We start from the raw sequence: 22,452 nt of genomic DNA on the forward strand, positions 1-22,452 counted from the left end.
GTCAGGCCGAGGCAGGCATGGGGTGACGAGTCGCGGGCCGTGTCGTGCCTGGCCGCGCTAGGTAGAGGCGTCCGGGTTGCCCGCTTAGTCAGTGACGGCGGGCGCACAGGGTGAGCAGGTCGTCGGCGAGATCGTCGGCAAGCTCATGGAGCTCGGCGGCGCTGATCGGCCGTTCGGCGTGGGCGCGCAGGCCCATGACTATCGCCTGATAGCGGCGTGCCAGGCGAGCCGGCTGCCCAGCAGAGGCGTTGTCTGTTCGTTCCTCGACCAGTTCACCGGCGTCACGGGCGGCCTCGAAGACCTGCGTGAAGCGCGCCGCCATGCCGTCCAGCAGCTCCTGGGCGAGGCGGGCGTTGGCTTCCTCGGCTCCAAGTTCCAAGAGCGTCTTCACCAGCAGGCAGGCGTGGCAGGGGCGTTGCATGTCGCGAAGGCCGCCGAGGGTTCGCAGGTAGTCGGCCAGCCCGCCCAGCGGCGAGGGGTTGGCGGCCAGCGTGCGCTCGAGCTCCACCAGCCCCTGGCGGCCATAGCGTGCGAGTACCTCGCCAAACAGCCGCTCCTTGCTGCCGAAACTCGCATAGATGCTGCCCGGACGCATGTCGAGCGCACCTTCGAGATCCTTGAGCGAGGCGGCGTGATAGCCCTTGCGCCAGAACAGGGCAAGGGCCTGATCCAGGGAATGCTGGCGGTCATGGCGAGTCTGGCGTGGCATGAAGCGTCCTTTCGACCGTAAGTCGGCCGGATGAATCTTGAGTGAGCGCTCAAATTTTATCTTGAGTGATCGCTCAAAGCCAGTTAACCTGAGGACACATCTACGGCAGGTAGCGTCATGTCCTGATTTGAGTGATCGCTCAAAAATGAGCTCGGCGCTTCTCTGCTCCATCTATTCGTGACCCAAGGCAACGAGGTAATACATGAGCTCCTATACCCTGCACGACAAGACCACGGCCCCCGCGGAAAGCCAGCCGCTGCTCGAGAATTCCATCAATGCCTTCGGCATGATCCCCAACCTGCACGCGGTGATGGCCGAGGCGCCGGGCCTGCTCGAGGGCTATCAGCAGCTGCACCAGCTGTTTATCGACTCGAGCTTCGATGCCGACGAGCTGACCGTGGTCTGGCAAACCATCAACGTCGAGCACGAGTGCCACTACTGCGTGCCGGCGCATACCGGTATCGCCAAGTCGATGAAGGTCGACGATGCGATCACTGAGGCGCTGCGTAACGAGACGCCGCTGCCCAGCGACAAGCTTGAGGCGCTGCGCACCTTCACTCTGGCCATGGTGCGCAATCGTGGTGAGGTCGATGCCTCCGCGGTCAACGACTTCCTGGCCGCCGGCTATACTCGCCGTCAGGTGCTGGAAGTGGTGCTGGGCCTCGCCCAGAAGGTGATGAGCAACTACACCAACCATCTGGCCGAGACGCCCGTCGATGAGCCGTTCAAGGCCTTCGAATGGCACAAGGTGAGCTGATCCGCGCCTGGGCGAAAACGTAACGCTCAGGCTCTGGATCAGGAACAAGAAAGGCCCGCTCTAAGGAGCGGGCCTTTTGCATGGGCGGGCCTTGGTCGGCCGCCCTTTTTGCTACGGTCAGCCCGATGACCTGGCTCAGGAGGCGTAGGCTCCGGCCGCATAGGTCAGCTCGTAGCTGTGGCTGTAGATCTCGAGGATATTGCCGAACGGGTCTTCCATGTAGACCATGCGGAACGGCTTCTCGCCTGGGAAGTACTCGCGCACCGGCATGCGCTGCTTGCCACCGGCGGCCACGATGCGCTCGGCGAGGCCTTCCACGTCCGGGTCCTGGACGCAGAAGTGGAAGACACCGGTCTTCCAGTACTCGAAGTTGTTCCCCGGGGTTTCTTGGCCCTTGAACTCGAACAGTTCGACACCGACCCGGTCGCCGGTGGACATGTGGGCGATGCGGAACGAGCCCCAGCCCGGGCCGAACACATCGGAGCACATCACGCCGATGGCGGAGTCGTCTTCGACGATGGTGGTCGGCTCCATGATCACGTACCAGCCGAGGACTTCGGTGTAGAACTTGAGGGCGGCTTCGACGTCGGGGACTGAGATGCCGATGTGGGAAAAGGTGCGGGGATAGACCTGGCTCATGGTGATGTCTCCTGCCGGTAGGCGAAGGGAAGTGAACGCTTTCCATGCTAGGCGCCGCCGGCCATAATCAGAACCACCATGCCGTTATGATCATGATAAGAGATGCTTATGCTTCAGCCCCAGTGGCTGCGTACCTTCGAGGCGCTGGTGGAGCTTGGCAACTTCACCCGCGCCGCCGAGCGCCTGGACCTGACGCAGGCCGCGGTCAGCCAGCACATCAAGCACCTGGAGGCCCGGCTCGGGCAGCTGGTGCTGCGCCGGCCTCGTGGCCTGGAGCTGACCCCGGCGGGGCATGCCCTGCTCGACTACCAGCGGGAAATGCAGGCGGCCGACCAGCGCCTCACGCAGCGCCTGGCGGGCGATGATGCCAGCCAGGGCGAGCTGTCGCTGATCACGCCGGGCAGCATCGGTCTGGCCATCTATCCCCATCTGCTGGCGCTGCAGCACGAGGCGCCGGGGCTCGCCATTCACCATCGCTTCGCCCCCACTGCAGACGTCATCGACGCCGTACTGAATAATCGCGCGGAAGTGGGGCTCGCCACCCAGCGCCCGGAGGACCCGCGCCTCGCGGTGTCGCTGTTTGCCAAGGAGGCGCTGGAGCTGGTGGTGCCGGCGGGCGTCGAGATCGCCGGCTGGGATGATCTGGAAAGGCTCGGCTTCATCGACCATCCCGACGGCCATGACATGGCCACCCGGCTGCTGAGCCGGCGCTTTCCCGGCAACCCAGGCGTTGGGCGGCTGCCCCGTCACGGCTTCACCAACCAGATCGGTTTGATCCTTGCGCCGGTGGCCCAGGGGCTCGGCTTCAGCGTGCTGCCCCGCTTTGCCCGGGAGGCCTACCCGCATCCCGAGGCGGTCCGGGTCGTCGAGGGCGAACCGGCGGTGGTCGATACCCTTTGGCTCCTGCACCGGGCCGAGTGGCCGCTGTCGGCGAGGGCCCAGCGCGCCGTCGAGCGGCTGAAGGCCCGGCTGGTCAGCGCGCCGTCAGCCTAGCGGCGAGAAGCCGATGCCTTCGACAAAGCCCTCGAGGGCATGGCGACCGGCGATAGAGTTGCCGTAGCCGTCCAGGCGCGGCGACCACACGCAGATGCTCATGCGCCCGGGCAGGATGGCGATGATGCCGCCGCCCACGCCGCTCTTGCCGGGCAGGCCGACCCGCCAGGCGAAGTCGCCGGCGGCGTCATAGAGGCCGCAGGTCAGCAGCAGGGCATTGAGCTGGCGGGTCTCCACCGGCGAGACCACCCGGCTGCCGTCCAGCGGATTGACGCCGCGGTTGGCCAGGAAAGCCACGCTTTGCGCCATCTCCACGCAGTTCATCGCCACCGAGCAGCCATGGAAGTAGGTATCGAGCACCGTCTCGACGTCGGCGTGCAGGTTGCCGTAGGCCTTCATGAGATAGGCCAGCGCCGCATTGCGGGCCTTGTGATCCATCTCCGAGCGGGCCACCCGTTCGTCGAAGCCGATGTCGTTGCTGCCTGACAGTCGCCGCAGATGCTCGCGCAGGGTGTACTGGGTCGCCACGATCCGCGATACCAGCAGGTCGGTGACCACCAGCGCGCCGGCGTTGATGAAGGGGTTGCGCGGCACGCCCTGCTCGACCTCGAGCTGCACCATCGAGTTGAAGGCCTGCCCCGAGGGTTCGCGGCCGACCCGTGACCAGATCTCCTCGGATTCGAGACGCTGCATGGCCAGCACCAGCGCATGTACCTTGACGATGGACTGGATCGAGAAGCGCGTGTGGGCGTCACCTGCGACCTGCACCCGGCCGTCGACATGACAGACCGCAATGCCGAAGTGATCCGGGTCGACCTCGCCGAGGGCGGGAATGTAGTCGGCGACCTTGCCCTCATTGAAGCAGCGAGGGGCGTCCTTGCTGAGGCGGTCCAGCAGTGCCTGAAGGGCATCGTGATCAAGGTCGGCGGTCATGTAGCCAGGGCTCCTCTTTTTTTAGAACGGTGCGAAAGAACGGTGCGAAAGAACGGTTGGCAAGGGTGGCAGGAATCGGCCAAAACGAATCATCGAAAAAAGGCGCATGAAACGCCAGAAAAGGCTGGGCAGTCTAGCCGATCCGGCAACGCTTCGATATTGAGCGGGCGTTCAGTGACATTTGAAGACCGACCGATGCGCCGGTATACTGCGCGGTTTTTCCAATCGGCTACCCGATTCCCGCTGGCCCTTGCAGGCCACTCCATCCGCCCCCTCGCCACGTCAGGAGGCTCCGTGAACGAAAGTCCCCTCTCGCTCGCGAACGCGTAACACTGCTCTGACATCGTCATCCCCGATCGTTTATCAGTGATCGCTCTTCTGACGTCATCGGCGTTGAAATGCTCGCTCATCCCGATTGCCATGCTTGCGGCTCCCGCTCGTCTGGGCGACGTGATGACATCCCAACCAAAGGCTCCCCATGACCCAACCTGACCATTCCATCCCATCAGAGACCAGCACCACCGGTTCGCGCCTGGGCGACCCGGTGGTGCTGGTCTTGAGCGTCGGCTTCATCGTCGCCTTCGTTGCCCTGTCGCTGTATGACATCGACATGGTCGCCAACGGCATCAGCGCCGGTTTCGCCTGGACCGCTCGTACCCTGGGCTCCTACTTCCAGCTGCTGCTGCTGCTGACCTTCTTCATCGGCATTGGCGTTGCCATGTCACCGGCCGGTGCCGCCAAGGTGGGCAATCTCCAGGCCCCGGAGATCAGCACCTTCAAGTGGCTGTCGATGATCATGTGCACCCTGCTCGCGGGCGGCGGCGTGTTCTTCGCCGCCGGTGAGCCGGTCTATCACTTCGTGGTCACCCCGCCGGCCTTTGACACCGAAGCAGGCACCGCTGATGCCGTCGCCGGCGCTCTGGCCCAGTCCTTCATGCACTGGGGCTTTCTGGCCTGGGCGGTGCTCGGCACCCTGACCGCCGTGGTGATGGCGCATGCCCACTACGTGAAGGGCCAGCCGATGCAGCCGCGCACCCTGCTCACCCCGGTACTCGGCGAGCGCCTGATGAGCGGCCCGCTGGGTGGCCTGGTCGACGCCCTGTGCGTGATCGCCGTGGTCGCCGGCACCGTGGGCCCGATCGGCTTCCTGGCCACTCAGGTCAGCTTCGGCCTGCATGAGCTGTTCGGCCTGCCGCAAGGCTACGGCACTCAGCTGGCCGTGCTGGCTGTGCTGGGCGCGATCTACGTCACCTCGGCGATGACCGGTATCCATCGCGGTATCCAACTGCTCAGCCGCTTCAACGTCTTCCTGGCGCTGGCGATTGCCGCGGTGATCTTCGTCTTCGGCCCGACCCTGTTCCTGACCGATGCCTTCACCCAGGGCTTTGGCACCTACCTGACCTCCTTCTTCTCGATGGCCACCATGACCGCCGAGACGGCGCCGGCCTGGTGGATGAAGTGGTGGACGGTGTTCTTCTTCGCCTGGTTCATCGGCTACGGCCCGCTGATGGCGATCTTCGTTGCTCGCATCTCGCGCGGCCGCACTATTCGCCAGATGATTCTCGCCGTGGCGGTGATGGCGCCGGTGGCCACTACCGTATGGTTCACCCTGCTGGGCGGCTCGGGCATCTTCTATCAGCTGACCGGTGTGATCGACCTGACCGAAGCGCTGAACAACTTCCAGTTCGACGTGGCGACCCTGACCGTGGCGCAGGCGCTGCCGGGTGGCTCGCTGATGGCGCTGGCGATCCTGCTGCTGACCACCATCTTCGTGGCCACCACCGGCGACTCGATGAGCTATGCGATCTCCGTGGTGGGTGCCGGCCATGACGCGCCGAACCCGCTGATCCGCGCCTTCTGGGGCATCGCCATGGCGATCATGGCGGCGATCCTGCTGTACATGGGCGCCGGCCAGATCAGCGCGCTGCAGCAGTTCATCGTGATCACCGCCATCCCGGTGTCGCTGGTGCTGCTGCCCTCGCTGTGGACCGGCCCGAAGGCTGCCTACGCGATGGCGCGCGAGCAGGGGCTGATCGACCAGCCGCGCACGCGCGAAGCCTGATCGACGCAGACGAACGCGTCGCTGCTTAGACGCTGCTGTTTGCCACGGCGTTTGTCAGCGAAGCGTGATAAAAAGCCGGCCCCGAGGGGCCGGCTTTTTTTATGGCCGCAACTTGGGGGGCTTGGCCGGGGTGACGGTCACTGGGGCAGGGACTTAAGAGAGGGACTTAAGAGAGGGGCTTAAGAGAGAAACTTAGGCGAGGGGCCTATGAAGGGACTTAAGGCGCTACTTTTACGCCTGGCCGTGAGGCGCAGCGGCGGGTCTTGATATAGTGGTGAGCCCTATAGGCCATCGGACGGCGACCATGCCCCTGCTCGATCTGCTCTCTCCTTTGCCTGCCGGGCTCAACCTGGGCCTGGTGGCGCTGTCGATCCTGACCTCGATGATCTCGGCGAGCGCCGGCATCGGCGGCGGCACCCTGCTGATTATCGCCATGGCGCAGGTGATGCCGGCAGCGGCGCTGATTCCGGTGCATGGCATGGTGCAGCTGGGCTCCAATGCCGGCCGCGCCAGCATGACGTGGCGCCATATCGACCGCCGGGTGATCGCCGCCTTTCTGCCCGGGGTGGTGCTTGGCGCCTTGCTTGCAGCCTGGCTGCTGGTGCGCCTGCCTTCGGGCGTGCTGGAGCTCACCATCGCCGGCTTCGTGCTGTTCTCCTGCTGGGGGCCCGCGCCACCGGCCCGGGCGCTGGGGCGCGTTGGCACTATGCTGGCAGGCGCACTGACGACCCTATTGTCGAGTCTGGTGGGTGCCAGTGGCCCGCTGGTCGGCTCCTTTATCAAGCATTCCCAGTCCGAGCGAATGGCGCGAGTGGCGACCTTTTCCGCCTGCATGAGCCTTCAGCATCTCACCAAGGCGTTCGTGTTCGGGGTGGCCGGCTTCGTTTTCCATGACTGGCTGGGGTTGATGGTGGCAATGATCGCGGCGGGGCTCGCCGGCACCTGGCTCGGCCTGCGTCTGCTCAAGCGGCTCAGTGAGGCGCACTTCGACGGGCTCTTCAAGTGGGTACTGACCCTGCTGGCGCTGCGTCTGGCCTGGCTCGGCGTCGAGCGGTTGCTGGGCTGATGCGTCTAAGTTCCAGATGCCTCTCAGCTGCTTTCAAGTTCGTGCAAGAACTGTTTCAGCAAACTGTCCAATTGAGCGCGCTGTTCGTCGGTAAGAACCCCAGCCAGTGTTTCCTGCGTCTCAACATGGGCGCTAACCGCTTCGTCGATAAGCTCGCGCCCTTGCGGGGTGAGGGAAATCAGGAAACCACGCCCGTCCTCGGCATTCCGGACCCGCTCGACCAGACCGGCTTTTACCAGTTGGTCGATACGGTGCGTCATCGTGCCCGACGTGACCAAGGTCGATGCCATCAGGTCGCCAGGAGAGAGCGCATAGGGCGAGCCTGACCGGCGCAGGGTGGCCAGAACATCGAAGCCTGCAGCATTCAGACCGTATGCGGACCAGCTCTTTTCCATGGCACGCATTAGCAACTGGTGCAGCAACTTGATCCGTCCGATCGTGCCCATGGACGCAACCTCAAGGTCGGGTCGCTCTTGTCGCCATTGCGTAAGAATTTTTTCTATATGATCCATGCCGCTTAGACTTCCACGCGCTTATCTTGACGTCAAGATTTCGGAGGAATATCTTGAACTCAAGATATGCTCCCGGAGGGACGATGATGACGAGCGTGGCCACAAACAAACCTGAGCGCATCAGGACATGGTTACCCGCACTGCTAAGCCTCTTGTCCGGCGGAGCGCTGTTGGGTCTATCGACCAATCTGGCCAAAGTGGCGAGTGAGGCGCGCCTGCCGCCTTTGGCGATTCTGTTTTGGTCAATCGTCGGGGCAGCACTGATTTTGCTCGCGCTGGCCGCGCAACGTCGGAAGCTACCGCCAGTTAACGCTCGTACGCTTGAATACTACTGCGTGTCTGCGCTGGTAGGCGTGGCCGGCCCCAATCTCATCTTCTTCTCGGCGGTTCCGCATGTTGGAGCCGGCTTCGTCGCTCTCATCATCACATTGCCGCCGCTTCTGACCTATGTCGGTGCACTGGCACTCAAACTGGAAGTGTTCAAGGCGATACGTGCCACGGGGGTGGCGGCGGCCTTGGCAGGCGCCGGCGTTTTGGCTTCGGAAAAGCTGTCCTCGCCCGATGCAGATGTCTTCTGGACACTGCTGGCGCTTGTCGGGCCGGTCCTGCTGGCCATCGGCAATCTGTATCGCACACTGCGTTGGCCCCAAGGCGTATCCGGCGATGCACTGGCGCCGGGCATGCTAGTGGCTGCCGCCATGATGTTGCTGTGCGCCGGATTCTTGCCAGGATTCTCGCTGGCGATACCGATGGAGCAAGGCCTATCGTTCGTCCTGATCGCTATACAGTCCGCAGTTTTCGCTGGCATGTTCTTGTTGTTGTTCCTGTTGCAGAAAACAGGCGGGCCGGTCCTGCTGAGCCTGCTGGGATCTGTCGGTGCCCTTGTAGGCGTACCCGTCGCCATATTTCTACAGGGCGAAGCGCCCCCTGGGGGGCTGTTATTCGGTGCTGTTCTGATTGCCGCCGGCGTTATCCTGCTCACGCTTGGCAATAATCAGCGGGTTAACCCAAGCCCTTACCACCACGAAAGAAAAGCCGGATGAAAATCGCTGGATATGAAGTCACCGGTCAAGTTGGCAGCCGTATTGCCCTGGCGAAGGGGGGAGCACGTTCGGGCACGGCTATTTGCGTAGTTGGGCGTAACTGATCGACGCCAGTGAAGACGGTCACGCTGTTCTGCTTGATCAGGCCAAGGCGCTGAGATCAGTTCCCGATACCTAGGTGCCTGTTGTCCTGGTTCTCGGTGCTTGGGTTCTCTTTTCGATCACCAAGCGTTAGCCGCCCCGGGCATAGACACAGCGCCCCGCCACATAGGTCTGCTGCGGGGTGAGGGTGCGATCGAGCAGGGTCACATCGGCATCGAAGCCCACGGCCAGCCGGCCCTTGTGACCGTCGAGCCCCAGCACCCTGGCCACGTTGCCCGAAATCAGCTCCAGCGCCTGATCCAGCGTCAGCACCTGTTCGTGTACCAGGCGCCGCCAGTCGGCGATCAGGGTGGCGTTGCCCGCCACTCGCATGCCGATATAGCTACCCTGGGCGTCGAACTCGGGCAGGCTGCCATTGCAGTCGGAACTCATGGTAATGCGCTCGACCGGCACGCCACGTCGCAGCAGTCGCGCCACCGCGCCGAAGCCGGTCAGGTCGTCTTCGTCGGCATCGTCGAAGGCGGTCACATCCACGCAGGCCTTGAAGGTCAGCGCATAGTCGGCGGCCTCTTCTAAGAGGTCGCGATGGCGGTTTACATGGGTGGGAATCACCTGCTCGGCGGGAATTTCGGTCTCGGTGAGCAGCCGGCGCAGCGGCTCGAGCCCCCGCCCGCCGTCGCCGATATGGAAGTGGCAGATGCCGCGCTTGCCGGCCAGCATGGCGCCGACCCTCACCTCGCTGACCAGCCGCTCGATCTCGTCCTGCCGGGGTTGGCTCGAACGGTGATCCGAGATCGCGATCTCACCCAGGCCGATGATCTCGGGAATCCAGGCCAGGTCGCGCTGCAGGTCGCCGGTGAGGGTCGGCGGCGGCACGCGATAGGACCCGGTGTACATGTAGGCGGCGATGCCCTCGGCGCGCAGCCCACGCACCTTGGCCAGCAGGTCCGCCGGCGAGCGGCTGATGCCGTCGGTGCCGAGCACCCCCACCACGGTGCCGATGCCCATGGCGGCGATCTGGTGGGCGGTGATCTCCGGGCAGCGAGACCCGCAGCCGCCTTCGCCGCCCCCACCGGTCACGTGCACGTGCTGATCGATGAAGGCAGGCACGGCGATCAGCTCCGGCGCCTCCACGACCTGCACCGGCCAGCCTGCCGGCACGTCTAGGTCACGCCCCAGCGCGGCGATGCGACCGCCGGCGATCAGGATCTCGTTGGCCTCGAGCAGCTCAGGAGCCTGGATGCTGCCCACGCGCAACAGGGTCAGTAGTCCCGCATCCGGGGAAGGGCCGGTCAGCATGGGCGGTTGCCTCGTGAGGTATGGGGGGGATGGGTTTTTTCAGCGGGGTTTTCCCCCTCAGGGGCTTTATCTGTAGGGGCCGGGCCATCCGCTGTGCTGACGCTTTGCTCTGAAGTGTCCTTGGAAGTGTCCTGAGAAGGGGCTTTGGAAAGATCTTTGGAAGGGTCCTTGGAATAGTCCTGGGCAGGCGCCTTGAGGCGTTCCTTGAGGCGCTCAAGTGTTCCTTCAATATCATCGATCAGCAGCACCAGCAGGTCGCCGTCGCTGGCTTCCTCGAAGGCTCGGTCGATGGCCTGCTCCTCTTCCAAGACGAGTTCGGTGTGACATGCTCGCGGCACTGAGGCGGCGCCGTCGCGCAACAGGCCGCCGGCTTCCTCCGGGGGGCGGCCGCGGGCGTCGGTCTCGCAGAGGATGACGACATCGAGCATCGCGGCCAGCCGCGCGCCCAGCTCGAAAAGGTCCTCATCGCGGCGATTGCCCGGGGCGCTGGCCACGCCGATGCGTCGCTTGGCGGGTAGCGCGCTGACCAGTTCGGCCAGTGCGTCGAGAGCCGGCACGTTATGCCCGTAGTCGATCAGCACCTTGAGGCCAGCGGCCTCGATCAGGTTGGTGCGCCCGGGGTTCTGGCTGGGCGTCGGGTGGAAGGTGGACAGGCCCATGCGGATATCGGCAGGCGACAGCCCCAGGGCAAAGGCCGCGGCGCTGGCGGCCAGGGCGTTGGCGACATTGAAGCGGGCGTGGCCCTCGAAGGTGATCGGCACGTCGGCGACGGGGATGACCTCGGCTTCGACCCGGCCCTGACGCATGACCAGGTTGCCTTGGTGGACAGTGAAGGCCACCCCCTGATTGTGAACATGCTGACGAATGGCCCGTGAATCCGGGTTCAGGGTAAAGAGAATGCTGTCGCCCCGCGCCCATTCCAGGGCGGCCAGCACCCGTGGGTCATCGGCATTGATGACGGCGGTGCCCTCCGGGCGGATGGCGTCGATCACCACCGACTTGCAGCGCGCCAGTTCGTCGAGGGTATGAAGGTCATGCTCGCCGAGATGATCGCTTGCGATGTTGAGCAGCACGCCCACGTCGCAGGCATCGAAACCGAGCCCGCGGCGCATGATGCCGCCCCGCGCCACCTCGAGTACCGCGCACTCCACCGTGGGCTCGCGCAGCACGATCGTGGCCGCCAGCGGGCCGCTGTAGTCGCCGCGCATGATGACGTGGCTGTCGATCTCGATGGCGCCGGTGCAGGCCATGCCCACCTTGCGGCCCACCTGGCGCAGAAGATGCGAGAGCAGGCGCACCGTGGTCGTCTTGCCGTTGGTGCCGGTGACCGCGACGATGGGGATGCGCGCATCGCTGCCGCTGTCCGGAAACAGCATGTCGATGACCGGCTGGCCGACATCCCGGCCCTGGCCGTGGGTGGGCGACAGATGCATGCGAAAGCCGGGCCCCGCGTTGACCTCGACCACGGCCGCGGATTGCTCCTCCAGCGGGCGAGTCAGGGTCTCGGCGAGCAGGTCGATGCCGATGATGTCGAGTCCAATGAGTCGCGCGATGCGCTCCGCCACATAGCGCACCTCCGGGTGCACATCGTCGGTCACGTCGGTGGCGGTGCCGCCGGTGCTCAGGTTGGCGGTGGGCTTGAGGAAGACGATCTCGTCTGCGGCAATCACGCTCTCAAGGTTCAGATGCTGCTGACTGATCATCCGCCGCGACTGCTCGTCCAGCTCGATCTGGGTAAGCAGATTCTCATGGCCAACGCCGCGTCTTGGGTCGGCGTTCTCCCGGTCGATCAGTTCCTTGAGCGTGGCCTTTCCATCGCCGACCACATGGGCCGGACGTCGCCGGGCGGCGGCCACCAACTGGCCATTAATAACCAGCAGGCGGTGATCCTCGCCGCTGATGCACTGCTCGACGATCACCGAATGATGGCGGCGAGCGGCGATGTTGAAGGCGTCGCACAGCGCCTGGTCGTCCTCGACGCTGGTGCTCACGCCGCGACCATGGTTGCCGACCAGCGGCTTCACCGCCAGGGGGTAGCCGATGCGCCGCGAGACCTCGAGCGCCTCATCGACGGTGGAGCACACCTCGCCCTTGGGCACCGGGATGCCGGCATCGCCGAGCAGCTGCTTCGTCCATTGCTTGTCATCGGCGATGCTGTAGCCAATCAGGTCCGTTTGGCAGGTCACGGTTGCCTGAATGCGCTGCTGGCGGTGGCCATGGCCCAGTTGGAGGTAGCTGCTGTCGTCGGTGAGGCGCATATAAGGAATGCCGCGACGCTCGGCGGCCTCGATGATTGCGGCGGTGGAGGGCCCCAGCATGTTCGCGTCGCGCACCACCTTTAGGCGATCGATGATCGCCTGAATGTCGATCTCGAGGCCATGGAAGAGGCGGCGGACCAGCTCGACGGCCTCCACGCCAGCCGCCAGGCCGCTGGCCTCGTCGCGGTAGCGGTAGACGACGTTGTAGATCCCGGCATCATAGCTGTCGATGGTCTTGCCGTAGCCCACCGAGAAACCGATCAGGTTCTGCAGCTCGATCGCCACATGCTCGACCACGTGACCGGCCCAAGTGCCTCGTGCCAGGCGTTCCAGAAAGCCGCCGGGGCGACCGACCGAGCAACGGTGCCCCTGCAGAGTCGGCAATAGCTCGCTGAGTCGCTCGGCGATGCCGGGCACGGTGTCGCTGGGGCGGTGCTCCAGGTCGCCGATGTCCAGGCGCATGAAGATGGTCAAATAGCGGCTGTAGTAGTTGGGGCCGCGCAGTGCGCGGTGCTCGAGAATATTCATAGTGTGTTCGCCAGCACGGCTTCGAGCGCCTCGGGGACCAGGTAGCGTCGCGCCCCGAGATCGAAACCGTGGCCGCTGACCAGGGCATGCAGAATCATGTGCTCGATGGCTACCGGCTCTCCCATCGACAGCTCGGCGATATTGGAGCTCGCCAGATCACGGCTGTCGATCAGGATGACGTGCCCCGAGCCGATCGCCTCGATAATGCCGTGAGGGTGGATGATCACGCCGGCATCCTCGCCGATGCCCACGCCCAGGTGCTCGGGGTTGCTCGCGCCGACCTCCATCAGGCGTGTGAAGCGGCCGCGCTCGAGGAAATGGCTGTCGATGATCAGTCCCTCGGCAAGCCCCAGGCCGAAGGTCATGTTGACGGCGCCCTTGCGCAGCGCATCCGCGGCGGCACCGTTGTAGATCATGGTGCCCGGCATCGCCGCGGCACCGGCACTGGTGCCAGCCACTACCGCACCGGCCGCCAGGCGCTCGCGAATGGCCTGCAGCGTGGCCGAGCCGCCCATCACATGGGTCAGGCGCAGCTGGTCGCCGCCGGTGAAGAAGATGACGCCGCTCTGCTCGATCAGCCGCACCGTTTCGGGGTGCCCTGCCTGCTGGCGGTCCTTGATGTCCAGCGAATGAATGCGGCTCGCCCCCAGGCGCGTGAAGGCCGCCTCGTAGTCGGGCAGCACCTGGTCGGGGATGCCGCTCGCCGTGGCGATGACCGCAACCTCATGGTTATCCGCAGGGGCCAGGGCAAACACCCGCGTCAGGATTTCGAGGTCCGAGGTTCTGTCCTCGGCCCCTCCGATGGCCACCAGATGGCCGGATACCGAGCCGAGAGAAGCAGTCATGGTCCTTTCGTCGCCAAGCGACGCTTTTGAGAAAGTGGTCTAGATCACTCTCGAGTTGGCTCTTGAGCAGGGACTTGAGCAAGTGCATGAGCAGGTTCTTGAGCAAGTGCTTGGGATGGCGCTTGATAAGGCCGCGAAAAGCGGCTGAGCACGTTTGTAAGCGATGCGCGCACGGGTCATAGATCGCGCGGCGTTGTACATGAAGCTTAGCTGTTTATTCAGCGTAGTTTATTCAGCATAGTCGTCGTCAGGCTTCACACCCCGTCGATGGCTTGCCCCTCTCGAGAGAGCCCGCCATGATGAGTGATCCTTGCTCATGGCGATCTTCAGCCGATCTCTTCATCAGCCCAGTCTCCTCGCCACCCCATTCCCGATGAATCCAGTCTCTTGATCAGACCTCTCGCCATGCATTCCGCTCACTCCAGCTTTTCGCCTTCAAGCGCGTCTTCCTCAGGCCCTGTTTCCTCAAGCCCTGTTTCCGCAAATCCGGGGCCCTCAAGCGCCATGCCGGAGCGGTTGGGTTTCCTGCTGCTGCCGCGCTTCTCGATGATGGCCTTCTTCTCGGCAGTGGAGCCGCTGCGCATCGCCAATCGCATCAGCGGCCGGCCGCTGTTCGACTGGACGCTGATCAGCGAGGACGGCGGCCCGGTGACTGCTTCCAACGGCATGACCCTGCTTGCCGACCAGTCCATCGAGGCCGTCCATCATCTGCCGACGCTTGCCGTCTGCAGTGGGTTTGATCCCGAGGCGCACCAGAGCCGCGCGATCACCCGCTGGCTTAACCGCCTGGGGCAGGGCGGCTGCGTACTCGGTGGGCTGGATACTGGCTGCTTCGTGCTGGCCGCGGCAGGTTTACTGAAAGGGGAGCGGGTGACCCTGCACTGGGAGAGCCTGCCGGCATTTCGCGAGCGCTTCCCATCGATCGCCACTAGCGATGAGCTGTTCGAGCTCGGCGTGCGGCGGTTTTCCTGTGCGGGGGGCGCCGCGGCCATGGACATGGCGCTGGAAGTGATTGCCCGCCGTCACGGCCAGGCGTTGGCTATCGACGTCTCCGAGCAGCTGATTCATGAGCGCATGCGCACCCGCCGCGACCAGCAGCGCATGACCATGGCGCGGCGACTGGGCACCCATCGGCGGCATCTGGTCGATGCCGTGGCGCTGATGGAGCGCCACCTGGAAACGCCGCTGACGCTTGCGGGGGTGGCCGAGCGTTGCGGTATTTCATCCCGCCAGCTGCAGCGCCTGTTCGAGCAGGAGCTGGGCTCGACGCCCCGGCGGTGGTACCTGCGACTGCGCCTCGAGCGCGCCCGCCAACTGCTGGCCGAGACCGATCTGGATATCCTTTCCGTGGGGCTGGCCTGCGGCTTCACCAGCGCCTCGAGCTTCTCGCGGGCCTTTCGCCAGCACTTCGCCAAGGCCCCGCGGCAGGTGCGCGAGGAGTGAGCGGGCTTTGTTGGTCCGCGTAACGGTTGTCGGTGTGGGAGAACCGGCCTCTCAGAGGGCTGCTCTTAGCTTCGGTTGACGTTGAAAGATGAGCCGAGAAAGGATCGGCGCTCCCTTCTGACTATACCGGGTGGCCTAACGTCTTAGGAGGAAGAGTCCCCATTTACTCGCTCGAACCAATTCCGTTCGTAAAAATGCCGAACTGCAGAGATTACATCTTCTATATTTTTCCCATCGACGAAGTAGGCAAGTACGGGCCCACAATCCATGCTCTGTACCGAGTCGAGATTCTCCCATTCATCAAGCGTTGACCCATGGACTGCCCCGCGTACCGAACTACTGGTCGCCATATGCTTGGATCGATTTCACAGTTGCCGCAAAATGTCGAATTCTGGGAGTTCGAAAATTTCACAATAGAACTGCTCCTCCGGCGTGTGCGGCTCATTTTTGGGGGAGTAACTTGGTGCAATCCACTCCCTGAGGTGTGTGAAGCCAAAAACTAAAAGGAGAAGTTCTTCTACGCGCTTGTTTTTCTTCTCACCAAAGCGTTTCTCAACCTGCGTCAAAAGGTGGAAAAGTGCTCGTGGAGATTTGAGGTCAAAGAAGTCCGTGGTGTCTGTCATTATGTTTCCTATGATAAGTTCTTCTATTTCTGCAGCCTATTAAAGATTTAGAGCTAAAGTGGATCTTCGGATAGTATTGGCGAATTCTCTGTTGCAAGAACAACCTTGTAGGCTGCCGGTGATACCCCTGTACTAGAAAGGGTTGTGCTTACTGAGGCTCTGGCATGTCTTTGGCGGCAGCTCACCGAAGGTGTGGAACTGGCCTGCGGCTTCATTAGCACCTCGAGCTTTACCCGGGCCTTTCGCCAGCACTTTGCCAAGACCCCGCGCCAGGTGCGCGGGGGGAGGGGCGTTTCTATCTACCACCCGCCACATCAAGCAGGGCACCTGTTGAGTAAGAGGCATCATCCGAAAGCAACCAAAGGATGGCGTTGGCGACTTCTTCGGCAGTGCCACCGCGTTGCATGGGCACAGACCCTTTCACTCGATCTACCCGGTCCGGCTCACCCCCGCTGGCATGAATATCCGTATAGATAACGCCAGGGCGCACGGCGTTGACTCTGATTCCCACGGGGGCGACCTCTTTTGCCAGGCCAAGAGTAAAGGTGTCGATGGCCCCTTTTGACGCGGCATAGTCCACATACTCGTTGGGAGAGCCAAGCCGGGCGGCAGCCGAGGAGACATTCACGATCGCGCCGCCCGCACCACCATTCGAGCTAGACATGCGGCGGACCGCTTCACGTGCACAGATAAAGCTGCCGATGACGTTGGTGGCGAAAACACGCCTGAGGCGATCAGCATCGATCTGCTCTACGCGCATGTGCTCCTCTAAGACGCCGGCATTGTTGACCAATGCCGTGACCGGGCCAAAGGCGTCATCGACCTGTTCGAACAGGCGCACCACCTCGGCCTCAACACTCACGTCGGCTGCAAGCGCAATCGCTTCTCCACCTGCTTTAAGAATCTCATCGACAACGGCGGAAGCGGCGGCCTTGTTACGCAGATAGCTGATGCAAACGGCATAGCCAGACTGCGCAGCCAGGCGCGCCGTAGCTGCGCCAATTCCACGGCTACCGCCGGTAACGATCAGGACCTTTTTCAATGAACATTCCTCCATGCCCTTCATCTTGACCATGCGATATCTCGCGCTTTGTGGCTAACGCTGATGCCCCGCACTGACAGCACGAGTGGGTTACGGAAAGAAGGCTAAGCCGCCATGTACTAGCCGTCGCTTTGCCCGTGATGGTTACCTGGCCATTAAGCCATGCCTTGGAAATTCGGCAATGAAGCCACTCTGGCAAGCCACGCTTGCACCGAGGGATAGGCTTCCAGATCGAAGCCGCCTTCGTGGGCTACATGCGTGTAGGCATATAGCGAAATATCTGCAGTGGTGAAGTGCTCCCCCGCTATAAAGGGCGTTTTCCTAAGCTGCTGCTCCATCACTTGCAGCGCCTTGTGCCCGCCAGCTTGCTTTGACTCATACTCCCCTTTCTTGTCGTCAGGCAGGCCTAGGTATTTATTGATAAAGCGCGCCACGGCAATAAATGGCTCATGGCTGTATTGTTCAAAAAATTGCCATTGCAGCACCTGAGCTTGTGCCCAGCGTTCGTCTGGGTAGAGGGCCGACCCACTGGCTAAATAGTTGATAATGGCGTTTGACTCAGCAAGGGTTTTTCCCTGATCCAGCTCAAGCAAGGGAATTTTGCCATTGGGGTTCCTTGCCAAGAACTCATCATTCTTCGTTTCGTCAGCCAGGATATCGACATCGATCCACTCGTGGTCAATGTTCAGAAAACTACAAACGAGCTGCACCTTGTAGCAGTTACCTGATTGTCTATCCCCGTAAATTTTCACGCACCCTCCTTTAGCAGGTAACAGGTATTAGGCTGCGAGCTCGTTTACTGACCTGAACACGCTCGAGCGTTCAATGAGGATACTGGCGAATTCCCACAGGCAGCACAACCTTGCCGGCTGCTGCCTGACGAGGAAGTGGTGTGTGTGGAATGAGGAATGAGCGACAGGAGCAGAAAGGTGGCCCGGGCATTGAAGCCCGGGCAGGTGCCTAAGGGCGGTTTGCCTCAGGCGGGGCGGGTGACGTAGCGGGTCTCAAGGTAGGCATCGAGGCCTGCAAGGCCGAGCTCGCGACCGATGCCGCTTCTCTTCATGCCGCCCCAACCGAGCCCTGGTGGCGCCACTTGGCAGCTATTGCACCAGACGTTGCCGGCGGTGAGTCGGCTCGCCAGGACCTCGGCCCGCGCGGCATCGCCTGCGACCACGGTGGCGGCCAGGCCGAAATCGCTGTCGTTGGCGAGCGCCACCGCTTCGTCGTCGTCCTTTACGGCTCGCGCGCACAGCACCGGGCCGAAGATCTCTTCACGCCACAGGCGGCTTGTCGCGGGTACATCACGGAACACGCGGGGGGCGACGAAGTAGCCTTGGGCGGGCAGGGCTATCGCATCCGCCGTGGTGGCAACCAGTCCTTCTTCTTCTGCCATCGCCAGGTAGGCATTCACCCGGTCACGCTGGGCGGCGTTGACCAGCGGACTGAGCGTGGTGGTCGCAAGCTGGGGGTCGCCGGCACTTAGCTCGACGATGGCGGCGTTCAAGCGCTCAAAGAGCGCCTCGGCGATGCTTTGGTGCACCAGCAGTCGCGAGGTGGCCGAGCACATCTGGCCGGCGTTGTAGCAGAACCCGGCCAGCACCAGCTCACAGGCCAAGTCGAGGTCGGCGTCTTCGGTGACCACAATCGGCGACTTGCCACCAAGCTCCAGCGACACGTTGCGGGTGCCCCGGGCGGCGGCGGCCATCACCGCTTCGCCGACGGCATTGCTGCCGGTGAAGGACAGCTTGTCGACGCCCGGGTGGCCGGTAAGCGGCGCGCCTACGTTTTTGCCATCGCCGTGCACCAGGTTGAAGACCCCGGCCGGCAGGCCAATCGCCACGGCGATCTCGGCCAATGCCTGTTCCGGCAGCGGCGTCACTTCAGAGGGTTTGAAGACCACCGTGCAGCCGGCAGCCAGCGCTGGGGCGAGTTTCCAGGCGCTGCTGACCAGCGGAAAGTTCCAGGGTGTGATCAGCCCGGCCACGCCGGCCGGGTCCTGATAGCGGCGTGAGATCAGCCCCGGCTCGCCGGTGTCCACCGCTTCGCCCTGGCGAGCCTCCAGGCGGCGGGCCTCGCCGGCGTAATAGCGATAGCAGGCGATGGCATCGCTGAGGTCCTGTTCGGCTTCGGCGCGGGGCTTGCCGTTGTTGCGGCTGGAGAGTGTCTCGAGTCCCTCGCGGCGGGCCTCGAGCGCGTCGGCCAGGGCGTCCAGGTAGTCGCCGCGCGCCTTGCCGCCAATCGCCCGCCACTCAGGTAGGGCGCGACGGGCGGCGCTCACCGCGGTGTCCACGTCCTCCGCCGAGCCTTCCGTGACCTCGGCGATGACGGTCTCGCGGTAAGGGTCGGTGACTGGCAGGCGGCGATCCCCGCGACTCGCGACCCAGCTGTTGTCAATGAAATGGTGCATCAGTTCTTGCATGGGCTGCGCTCCTTGCCGCGAAGGGGCAGCCAGCGGTGGCGCGTCGGCTGCATGCCGGGGAAGTAGTGCTCCACTTGGCGCAGCACTATGGTCAGCACCATGGTCATCGCCAGATAGATGCCGGCGATCAGCATCAGCGGCTCGTAGACCAGGAAGGTCTCGTCGCGAATGATGTTGGCGGCCTGCAGCAGGTCCATCAGCGCGATGGTCGAGACCAGCGGCACGGATTTCAGCAGCAGGATCATCTCGCCGGTCAGCGTCGGCAGGCATAGCTGAATGGCGCGGGGCAGCCACAGCCGGAAGAAGACCTGGAAAGGCGACATGCCAAAGGCTCGGCCGGCCTCCCGTTCGCCGGGCGGCACGCTGAGTAGGGCTCCGCGCAGCACTTCGCCGGAGTAGGCGCCAACGCTCAGAATGAAGGTCAGGGCGCCGTAGAAGAAGGGGTCGCGCAGGATCGGCCAGATGAGGCTGTCCTGCACTCCGGGGATGCCTTCCAGCAGGCGGCCGACGCCGTAGTAGAAGAAGAACAGCTGCACCAGCAGCGGCGTGCCGCGCATCACGGTGGTAAAGCCATGAGCGAACCAGGCCAGCGGACGAGGGCCCTTGAGGCGTGCCATGGCGACGGCCACGGCCAGAATCAGGCCGCCTACCGCGGAGACGGCGACCAGCCACAGGGTGTTGACGAAGCCTTCGAGCAGATATTCCTGATAGAAGGGATCGGCGAGCCAGGAAAAGTCCATGTCAGGCCTCCTCGGGTGCGGGCTGGCCACGGCGCACGTAGCGCTCCAGGCGCGCGAAGAGCGCGGTGGAGGTCAGGGTCATCAGCAGGTAGATGACGCCGGCGGCGGCGTAGAACAGGAAGTGGGCCCGGGTACTGGCGGCGGCCTGCTGAATGGTGAAGAACAGCTCGCTGAAACCGATGACGCTGATCAGGGCGGTGTCCTTGATCAGGATTAGCCACAGATTGGACATGCCGGGCAGGGCGTTGGGCAGCATGGCGGGAATCACGATGCGGTGAAAACGCGCCCAGGTGGAGAAGCCGAAGGCGTCGGCCGCCTCTAGCTGGCCCTTGGGAATGGCCAGGATGGCGCCGCGCAGTACCTCGGTCATGTAGGCGCCCTGGACGAAGGCCAGCACTCCAACGGCGGTAACGAAGCCATTGATGGCGATCTGGCCAGGCAGCCCCATGGCGTGGATCAGCGCGGTGAGCGCCTGAGAGCCTGCGTAGTAGAGCAGGATGATCAGCAGCAGTTCGGGGACGGCGCGAACCGCCGTCGAGTAGGCGGTGGCCAGGCCGCGCAGCGGGGCCCAGGGGCTTAAGCGCGCGCTGGCGCCGATCAGGCCCAGCACCAGGCCGATGGCATAGGCCAGTACGGCGATCTCAAGGGTCGTCAGGGCACCCTGGAGAATGGGGCCGGCCCAGTCGAGCAACCCCTCTTGGGAAACCGTGTTCATGGTGTGTCGCGTCCTTGATAAGACAGGGCGAGGCCGGCAGGCGGCAATGGCCACCTGCCGGGCGAACGTCGTCGAGGACCGGGATCAGGTGCAGATGTCGGTGCCGAAGTATTCCTCGGACAGGGTGCTGCAGGTGCCGTCGTCACGGACCTGGGTGATGGCTGCATCAATCTTCGTCTTCAGGGCGTCGTCGCCCTTGCGGATGCCGATGCCCACGCCTTCGCCGTAGGCCTCGTGGCGCGGGGCGGTGGCCTTGATCTCGTAGCCGTCGGCTTCGTCGCGCTCCAGGAACTCGGTCATGGCGATCTTGTCGGCCAGGATCACGTCCAAGCGGCCGGCCAGTAGATCACGATTGACCTGTTCGGCCTGATCGTAGAGGCGGATGTCGCCGACGTTGTCGCGCAGGGCGCGACGGGCATAGGTGGCGTTGGTGGTGGCGGACTGCACGCCAAGCACCAGGCCGTCCAGGCCTTGCGGAACCTCGAGGGCGAGATCGTCGGCGGCCACGAAGGCGCCCGGCGTGAAGTAATAGGGCTGGCTGAAGTCGATGACCCGTTGGCGTGCCTTGGTGATCGACATCGAGTTCATGATCATGTCGATGCGGCCGGATTTCAGCGACGGGATGATGCCGCTCCAGCCGGTGGGGGTGATCTCGCATGCCTCGTCCATGGCCTCGCAGATGGCCATACCCAGCTCAACCTCGAAGCCGGTCCATTCGCCTGAGGCTGAGGTATAGGTGAAGGGCGGGTAGGGCTCGGCAGAAATGCCGATCTTCAGCGGCTCGGCGGCCTGGGCCGTCATACTCAGGCCGAGCGTCAGGGCGGCGGCGGTTATCATCAGGGTGCGTTTCATTGTGGTCTCCTTGGCTTTTTAAAGCTCTTGTGGGTCTTGCATCAGGGGGGTGTGACATCGGCGCTGCTAGCAAACGGTCGGTGCCACGAAGTGACGACAGCGCTCGTGATCGCTGTCCTCGAAGACATCGCTCGGGGTGCCGGCGACGCCGACGACACCGCGATCGAGAAATACCACCTGGTCGGATACATCTCGGGCGAAGGCCATCTCATGGGTCACCAGCACCATGGTGCGTCCTTCGTCGGCCAGGCCGCGGATGACGCTGAGTACCTCGCTGACCCGCTCCGGGTCCAGCGCCGACGTCGGCTCATCGAACAACAGCAGCCGCGGTTCCATGGCCAGCGCGCGGGCGATCGCTACCCGCTGCTGCTGGCCGCCGGAAAGATAGGCCGGATAGCTGTCGCGTTTGTCGGCCATGCCGACCCGCTCCAGGTAGTGTTCGGCGAGGGCATTGGCGCGACGCCGTGACAGGCCCTTGACCCGCATCGGGGCCTCGGTGACGTTGCCAAGCACCGTGAAATGGGGCCAGAGGTTGAACTGCTGGAAGACCATGCTGACCTTGGCGCGCAGCCGCTGCAGTTGGCGCCTGTCGAGGCCGACGACGTCGCCCTTGGGGTTGCGGTCGAAGCGAATGGCTTCATCGGCAATCGCCAGTTCGCCGAGGTTGGGGCGCTCCAGCAGGTTGAGACAGCGCAGCAGGGTGCTCTTGCCCGATCCGCTGGCGCCGATGATGGAGGTGACGCTGCCCTCGGGGACCTCGAGGGAGACGTCGCGCAGCACCTCGAGGTCGCCGTAGCGCTTGACGAGGTGGCGGGCCTCTACCGCTAGCGTGCTAGAGGCCGACGGAGTGACGTGTAGCGATGATGTCATAG

21 protein-coding genes are annotated in these 22,452 nt (G+C 63.7%); 6 read left to right on the top strand and 15 right to left on the bottom strand.

Translation table 11 applies throughout. From position 1 onward, the window contains the following. Window positions 1-88: 88 nt before the first annotated feature. Window positions 89-709 carry a TetR/AcrR family transcriptional regulator gene (locus Q2K57_RS07945; protein WP_112056171.1) on the bottom strand — a complete coding sequence of 207 codons (621 nt, stop codon included), beginning with the start codon at window positions 707-709 and terminating at the stop codon, window positions 89-91. Window positions 710-911: 202 nt separating this feature from the next. Between Q2K57_RS07945 and Q2K57_RS07950 the strand changes: the two genes are divergently transcribed. After that, window positions 912-1,466 carry a carboxymuconolactone decarboxylase family protein gene (locus tag Q2K57_RS07950; protein ID WP_112056172.1) on the top strand — a complete coding sequence of 185 codons (555 nt, stop codon included), beginning with the start codon at window positions 912-914 and terminating at the stop codon, window positions 1,464-1,466. A gap of 135 nt (window positions 1,467-1,601) precedes the next feature. On the opposite strand, the gene Q2K57_RS07955 is transcribed toward Q2K57_RS07950, so the two are convergent. Beyond that, entirely contained in the window at window positions 1,602-2,105 is a 504-nt protein-coding gene (locus Q2K57_RS07955) for a lactoylglutathione lyase family protein (protein ID WP_112056173.1), read from the bottom strand. 108 nt (window positions 2,106-2,213) lie between these two features. Between Q2K57_RS07955 and Q2K57_RS07960 the strand changes: the two genes are divergently transcribed. Beyond that, window positions 2,214-3,098: a LysR family transcriptional regulator gene (locus tag Q2K57_RS07960; RefSeq protein WP_304526560.1), complete on the top strand. Its 885-nt coding sequence runs from the start codon at window positions 2,214-2,216 to the stop codon at window positions 3,096-3,098. Here the strand turns inward: Q2K57_RS07960 and glsB are convergent. After that, window positions 3,090-4,031, bottom strand: coding sequence for a glutaminase B (gene glsB, locus Q2K57_RS07965; protein WP_304526561.1), 942 nt, complete (start codon window positions 4,029-4,031; stop codon window positions 3,090-3,092). The genes Q2K57_RS07960 and glsB overlap by 9 nt on opposite strands. 478 nt (window positions 4,032-4,509) lie before the next feature. On the opposite strand from glsB, the gene Q2K57_RS07970 reads away from it, so the two are divergent. Both Q2K57_RS07970 and Q2K57_RS07975 read left to right on the top strand, forming a co-directional pair. Continuing rightward, window positions 4,510-6,093, top strand: coding sequence for a BCCT family transporter (locus Q2K57_RS07970; protein WP_304526562.1), 1,584 nt, complete (start codon window positions 4,510-4,512; stop codon window positions 6,091-6,093). Window positions 6,094-6,397: 304 nt separating this feature from the next. Next, a complete protein-coding gene (locus Q2K57_RS07975) occupies window positions 6,398-7,159 on the top strand; it encodes a sulfite exporter TauE/SafE family protein (RefSeq protein WP_304526563.1) in 762 nt (253 codons plus the stop codon). A gap of 23 nt (window positions 7,160-7,182) precedes the next feature. Here the strand turns inward: Q2K57_RS07975 and Q2K57_RS07980 are convergent, their stop codons facing one another. After that, window positions 7,183-7,671 carry a MarR family winged helix-turn-helix transcriptional regulator gene (locus tag Q2K57_RS07980; RefSeq protein WP_112056177.1) on the bottom strand — a complete coding sequence of 163 codons (489 nt, stop codon included), beginning with the start codon at window positions 7,669-7,671 and terminating at the stop codon, window positions 7,183-7,185. Between the two features lie 83 nt (window positions 7,672-7,754). Between Q2K57_RS07980 and Q2K57_RS07985 the strand changes: the two genes are divergently transcribed. Next, window positions 7,755-8,714: a DMT family transporter gene (locus tag Q2K57_RS07985; RefSeq protein ID WP_304526564.1), complete on the top strand. Its 960-nt coding sequence runs from the start codon at window positions 7,755-7,757 to the stop codon at window positions 8,712-8,714. A gap of 231 nt (window positions 8,715-8,945) precedes the next feature. Here the strand turns inward: Q2K57_RS07985 and iadA are convergent, their stop codons facing one another. The 3 genes from iadA to Q2K57_RS08000 are packed head-to-tail and all read right to left on the bottom strand — an operon-like array spanning window position 8,946 to window position 13,746. Next, on the bottom strand, window positions 8,946-10,115 hold the full coding sequence (gene iadA / locus Q2K57_RS07990) for a beta-aspartyl-peptidase (protein WP_304526565.1): 1,170 nt from the start codon (window positions 10,113-10,115) through the stop codon (window positions 8,946-8,948). Further along, window positions 10,109-12,901, bottom strand: coding sequence for a cyanophycin synthetase (cphA, locus tag Q2K57_RS07995; RefSeq protein ID WP_304526566.1), 2,793 nt, complete (start codon window positions 12,899-12,901; stop codon window positions 10,109-10,111). Before cphA ends, iadA begins: the two co-directional genes overlap by 7 nt. Then, window positions 12,898-13,746 carry a cyanophycinase gene (locus tag Q2K57_RS08000; protein WP_304526567.1) on the bottom strand — a complete coding sequence of 283 codons (849 nt, stop codon included), beginning with the start codon at window positions 13,744-13,746 and terminating at the stop codon, window positions 12,898-12,900. Before Q2K57_RS08000 ends, cphA begins: the two co-directional genes overlap by 4 nt. Window positions 13,747-14,250: 504 nt before the next feature. On the opposite strand from Q2K57_RS08000, the gene Q2K57_RS08005 reads away from it, so the two are divergent. Then, window positions 14,251-15,189, top strand: coding sequence for a GlxA family transcriptional regulator (locus tag Q2K57_RS08005; RefSeq protein WP_304526568.1), 939 nt, complete (start codon window positions 14,251-14,253; stop codon window positions 15,187-15,189). Between the two features lie 365 nt (window positions 15,190-15,554). On the opposite strand, the gene Q2K57_RS08010 is transcribed toward Q2K57_RS08005, so the two are convergent. From Q2K57_RS08010 to Q2K57_RS08045, 8 genes are all read right to left on the bottom strand, one after another. Further along, window positions 15,555-15,812 carry a hypothetical protein gene (locus tag Q2K57_RS08010; RefSeq protein WP_304526569.1) on the bottom strand — a complete coding sequence of 86 codons (258 nt, stop codon included), beginning with the start codon at window positions 15,810-15,812 and terminating at the stop codon, window positions 15,555-15,557. Window positions 15,813-16,107: 295 nt separating this feature from the next. Next, entirely contained in the window at window positions 16,108-16,854 is a 747-nt protein-coding gene (locus tag Q2K57_RS08015; RefSeq protein WP_304526670.1) for an SDR family oxidoreductase, read from the bottom strand. Window positions 16,855-17,009: 155 nt separating this feature from the next. Further along, window positions 17,010-17,606 carry a glutathione S-transferase family protein gene (locus Q2K57_RS08020; RefSeq protein ID WP_304526570.1) on the bottom strand — a complete coding sequence of 199 codons (597 nt, stop codon included), beginning with the start codon at window positions 17,604-17,606 and terminating at the stop codon, window positions 17,010-17,012. A gap of 224 nt (window positions 17,607-17,830) precedes the next feature. Beyond that, window positions 17,831-19,273, bottom strand: a complete 1,443-nt coding sequence (locus Q2K57_RS08025; RefSeq protein ID WP_304526571.1) for an aldehyde dehydrogenase family protein — start codon at window positions 19,271-19,273, stop codon at window positions 17,831-17,833. Then, entirely contained in the window at window positions 19,261-20,013 is a 753-nt protein-coding gene (locus tag Q2K57_RS08030; RefSeq protein WP_304526572.1) for an ABC transporter permease, read from the bottom strand. The genes Q2K57_RS08025 and Q2K57_RS08030 overlap by 13 nt, the downstream gene beginning before the upstream one ends. A 1-nt stretch (window position 20,014) precedes the next feature. Further along, the gene (locus tag Q2K57_RS08035) at window positions 20,015-20,728 is read right to left on the bottom strand and encodes an ABC transporter permease (protein WP_112056185.1); all 714 of its coding nucleotides are present in this window, start codon (window positions 20,726-20,728) and stop codon (window positions 20,015-20,017) included. Window positions 20,729-20,812: 84 nt separating this feature from the next. After that, entirely contained in the window at window positions 20,813-21,580 is a 768-nt protein-coding gene (locus Q2K57_RS08040; RefSeq protein WP_304526573.1) for a transporter substrate-binding domain-containing protein, read from the bottom strand. Between the two features lie 66 nt (window positions 21,581-21,646). Beyond that, window positions 21,647-22,450: an amino acid ABC transporter ATP-binding protein gene (locus Q2K57_RS08045; RefSeq protein WP_112056186.1), complete on the bottom strand. Its 804-nt coding sequence runs from the start codon at window positions 22,448-22,450 to the stop codon at window positions 21,647-21,649. Between the last annotated feature and the right edge of the window lie 2 nt (window positions 22,451-22,452).

The organism is Halomonas sp. I5-271120 (assembly GCF_030553075.1).
GTDB classification, from domain to species: Bacteria; Pseudomonadota; Gammaproteobacteria; order Pseudomonadales; family Halomonadaceae; genus Onishia; species Onishia taeanensis_A.

Excerpts from the sequence above, each read along its gene's own strand:
- Q2K57_RS07955 (WP_112056173.1), bottom strand. The coding sequence starts at position 2,105 with ATGAGCCAGGTCTATCCCCGCACCTTTTCCCACATCGGCATCTCAGTC.
- Q2K57_RS08000 (WP_304526567.1), bottom strand. The coding sequence starts at position 13,746 with ATGACTGCTTCTCTCGGCTCGGTATCCGGCCATCTGGTGGCCATCGGA.
- Q2K57_RS08030 (WP_304526572.1), bottom strand. The coding sequence starts at position 20,013 with ATGGACTTTTCCTGGCTCGCCGATCCCTTCTATCAGGAATATCTGCTC.
- glsB (WP_304526561.1), bottom strand. The coding sequence starts at position 4,031 with ATGACCGCCGACCTTGATCACGATGCCCTTCAGGCACTGCTGGACCGC.
- Q2K57_RS08045 (WP_112056186.1), bottom strand. The coding sequence starts at position 22,450 with ATGACATCATCGCTACACGTCACTCCGTCGGCCTCTAGCACGCTAGCG.
- Q2K57_RS07950 (WP_112056172.1), top strand. The coding sequence starts at position 912 with ATGAGCTCCTATACCCTGCACGACAAGACCACGGCCCCCGCGGAAAGC.
- cphA (WP_304526566.1), bottom strand. The coding sequence starts at position 12,901 with ATGAATATTCTCGAGCACCGCGCACTGCGCGGCCCCAACTACTACAGC.
- Q2K57_RS07975 (WP_304526563.1), top strand. The coding sequence starts at position 6,398 with ATGCCCCTGCTCGATCTGCTCTCTCCTTTGCCTGCCGGGCTCAACCTG.
- Q2K57_RS07985 (WP_304526564.1), top strand. The coding sequence starts at position 7,755 with ATGATGACGAGCGTGGCCACAAACAAACCTGAGCGCATCAGGACATGG.
- Q2K57_RS08010 (WP_304526569.1), bottom strand. The coding sequence starts at position 15,812 with ATGACAGACACCACGGACTTCTTTGACCTCAAATCTCCACGAGCACTT.
- iadA (WP_304526565.1), bottom strand. The coding sequence starts at position 10,115 with ATGCTGACCGGCCCTTCCCCGGATGCGGGACTACTGACCCTGTTGCGC.
- Q2K57_RS07980 (WP_112056177.1), bottom strand. The coding sequence starts at position 7,671 with ATGGATCATATAGAAAAAATTCTTACGCAATGGCGACAAGAGCGACCC.
- Q2K57_RS08040 (WP_304526573.1), bottom strand. The coding sequence starts at position 21,580 with ATGAAACGCACCCTGATGATAACCGCCGCCGCCCTGACGCTCGGCCTG.
- Q2K57_RS07960 (WP_304526560.1), top strand. The coding sequence starts at position 2,214 with ATGCTTCAGCCCCAGTGGCTGCGTACCTTCGAGGCGCTGGTGGAGCTT.
- Q2K57_RS08005 (WP_304526568.1), top strand. The coding sequence starts at position 14,251 with ATGCCGGAGCGGTTGGGTTTCCTGCTGCTGCCGCGCTTCTCGATGATG.
- Q2K57_RS08025 (WP_304526571.1), bottom strand. The coding sequence starts at position 19,273 with ATGCAAGAACTGATGCACCATTTCATTGACAACAGCTGGGTCGCGAGT.
- Q2K57_RS07970 (WP_304526562.1), top strand. The coding sequence starts at position 4,510 with ATGACCCAACCTGACCATTCCATCCCATCAGAGACCAGCACCACCGGT.
- Q2K57_RS07945 (WP_112056171.1), bottom strand. The coding sequence starts at position 709 with ATGCCACGCCAGACTCGCCATGACCGCCAGCATTCCCTGGATCAGGCC.
- Q2K57_RS08035 (WP_112056185.1), bottom strand. The coding sequence starts at position 20,728 with ATGAACACGGTTTCCCAAGAGGGGTTGCTCGACTGGGCCGGCCCCATT.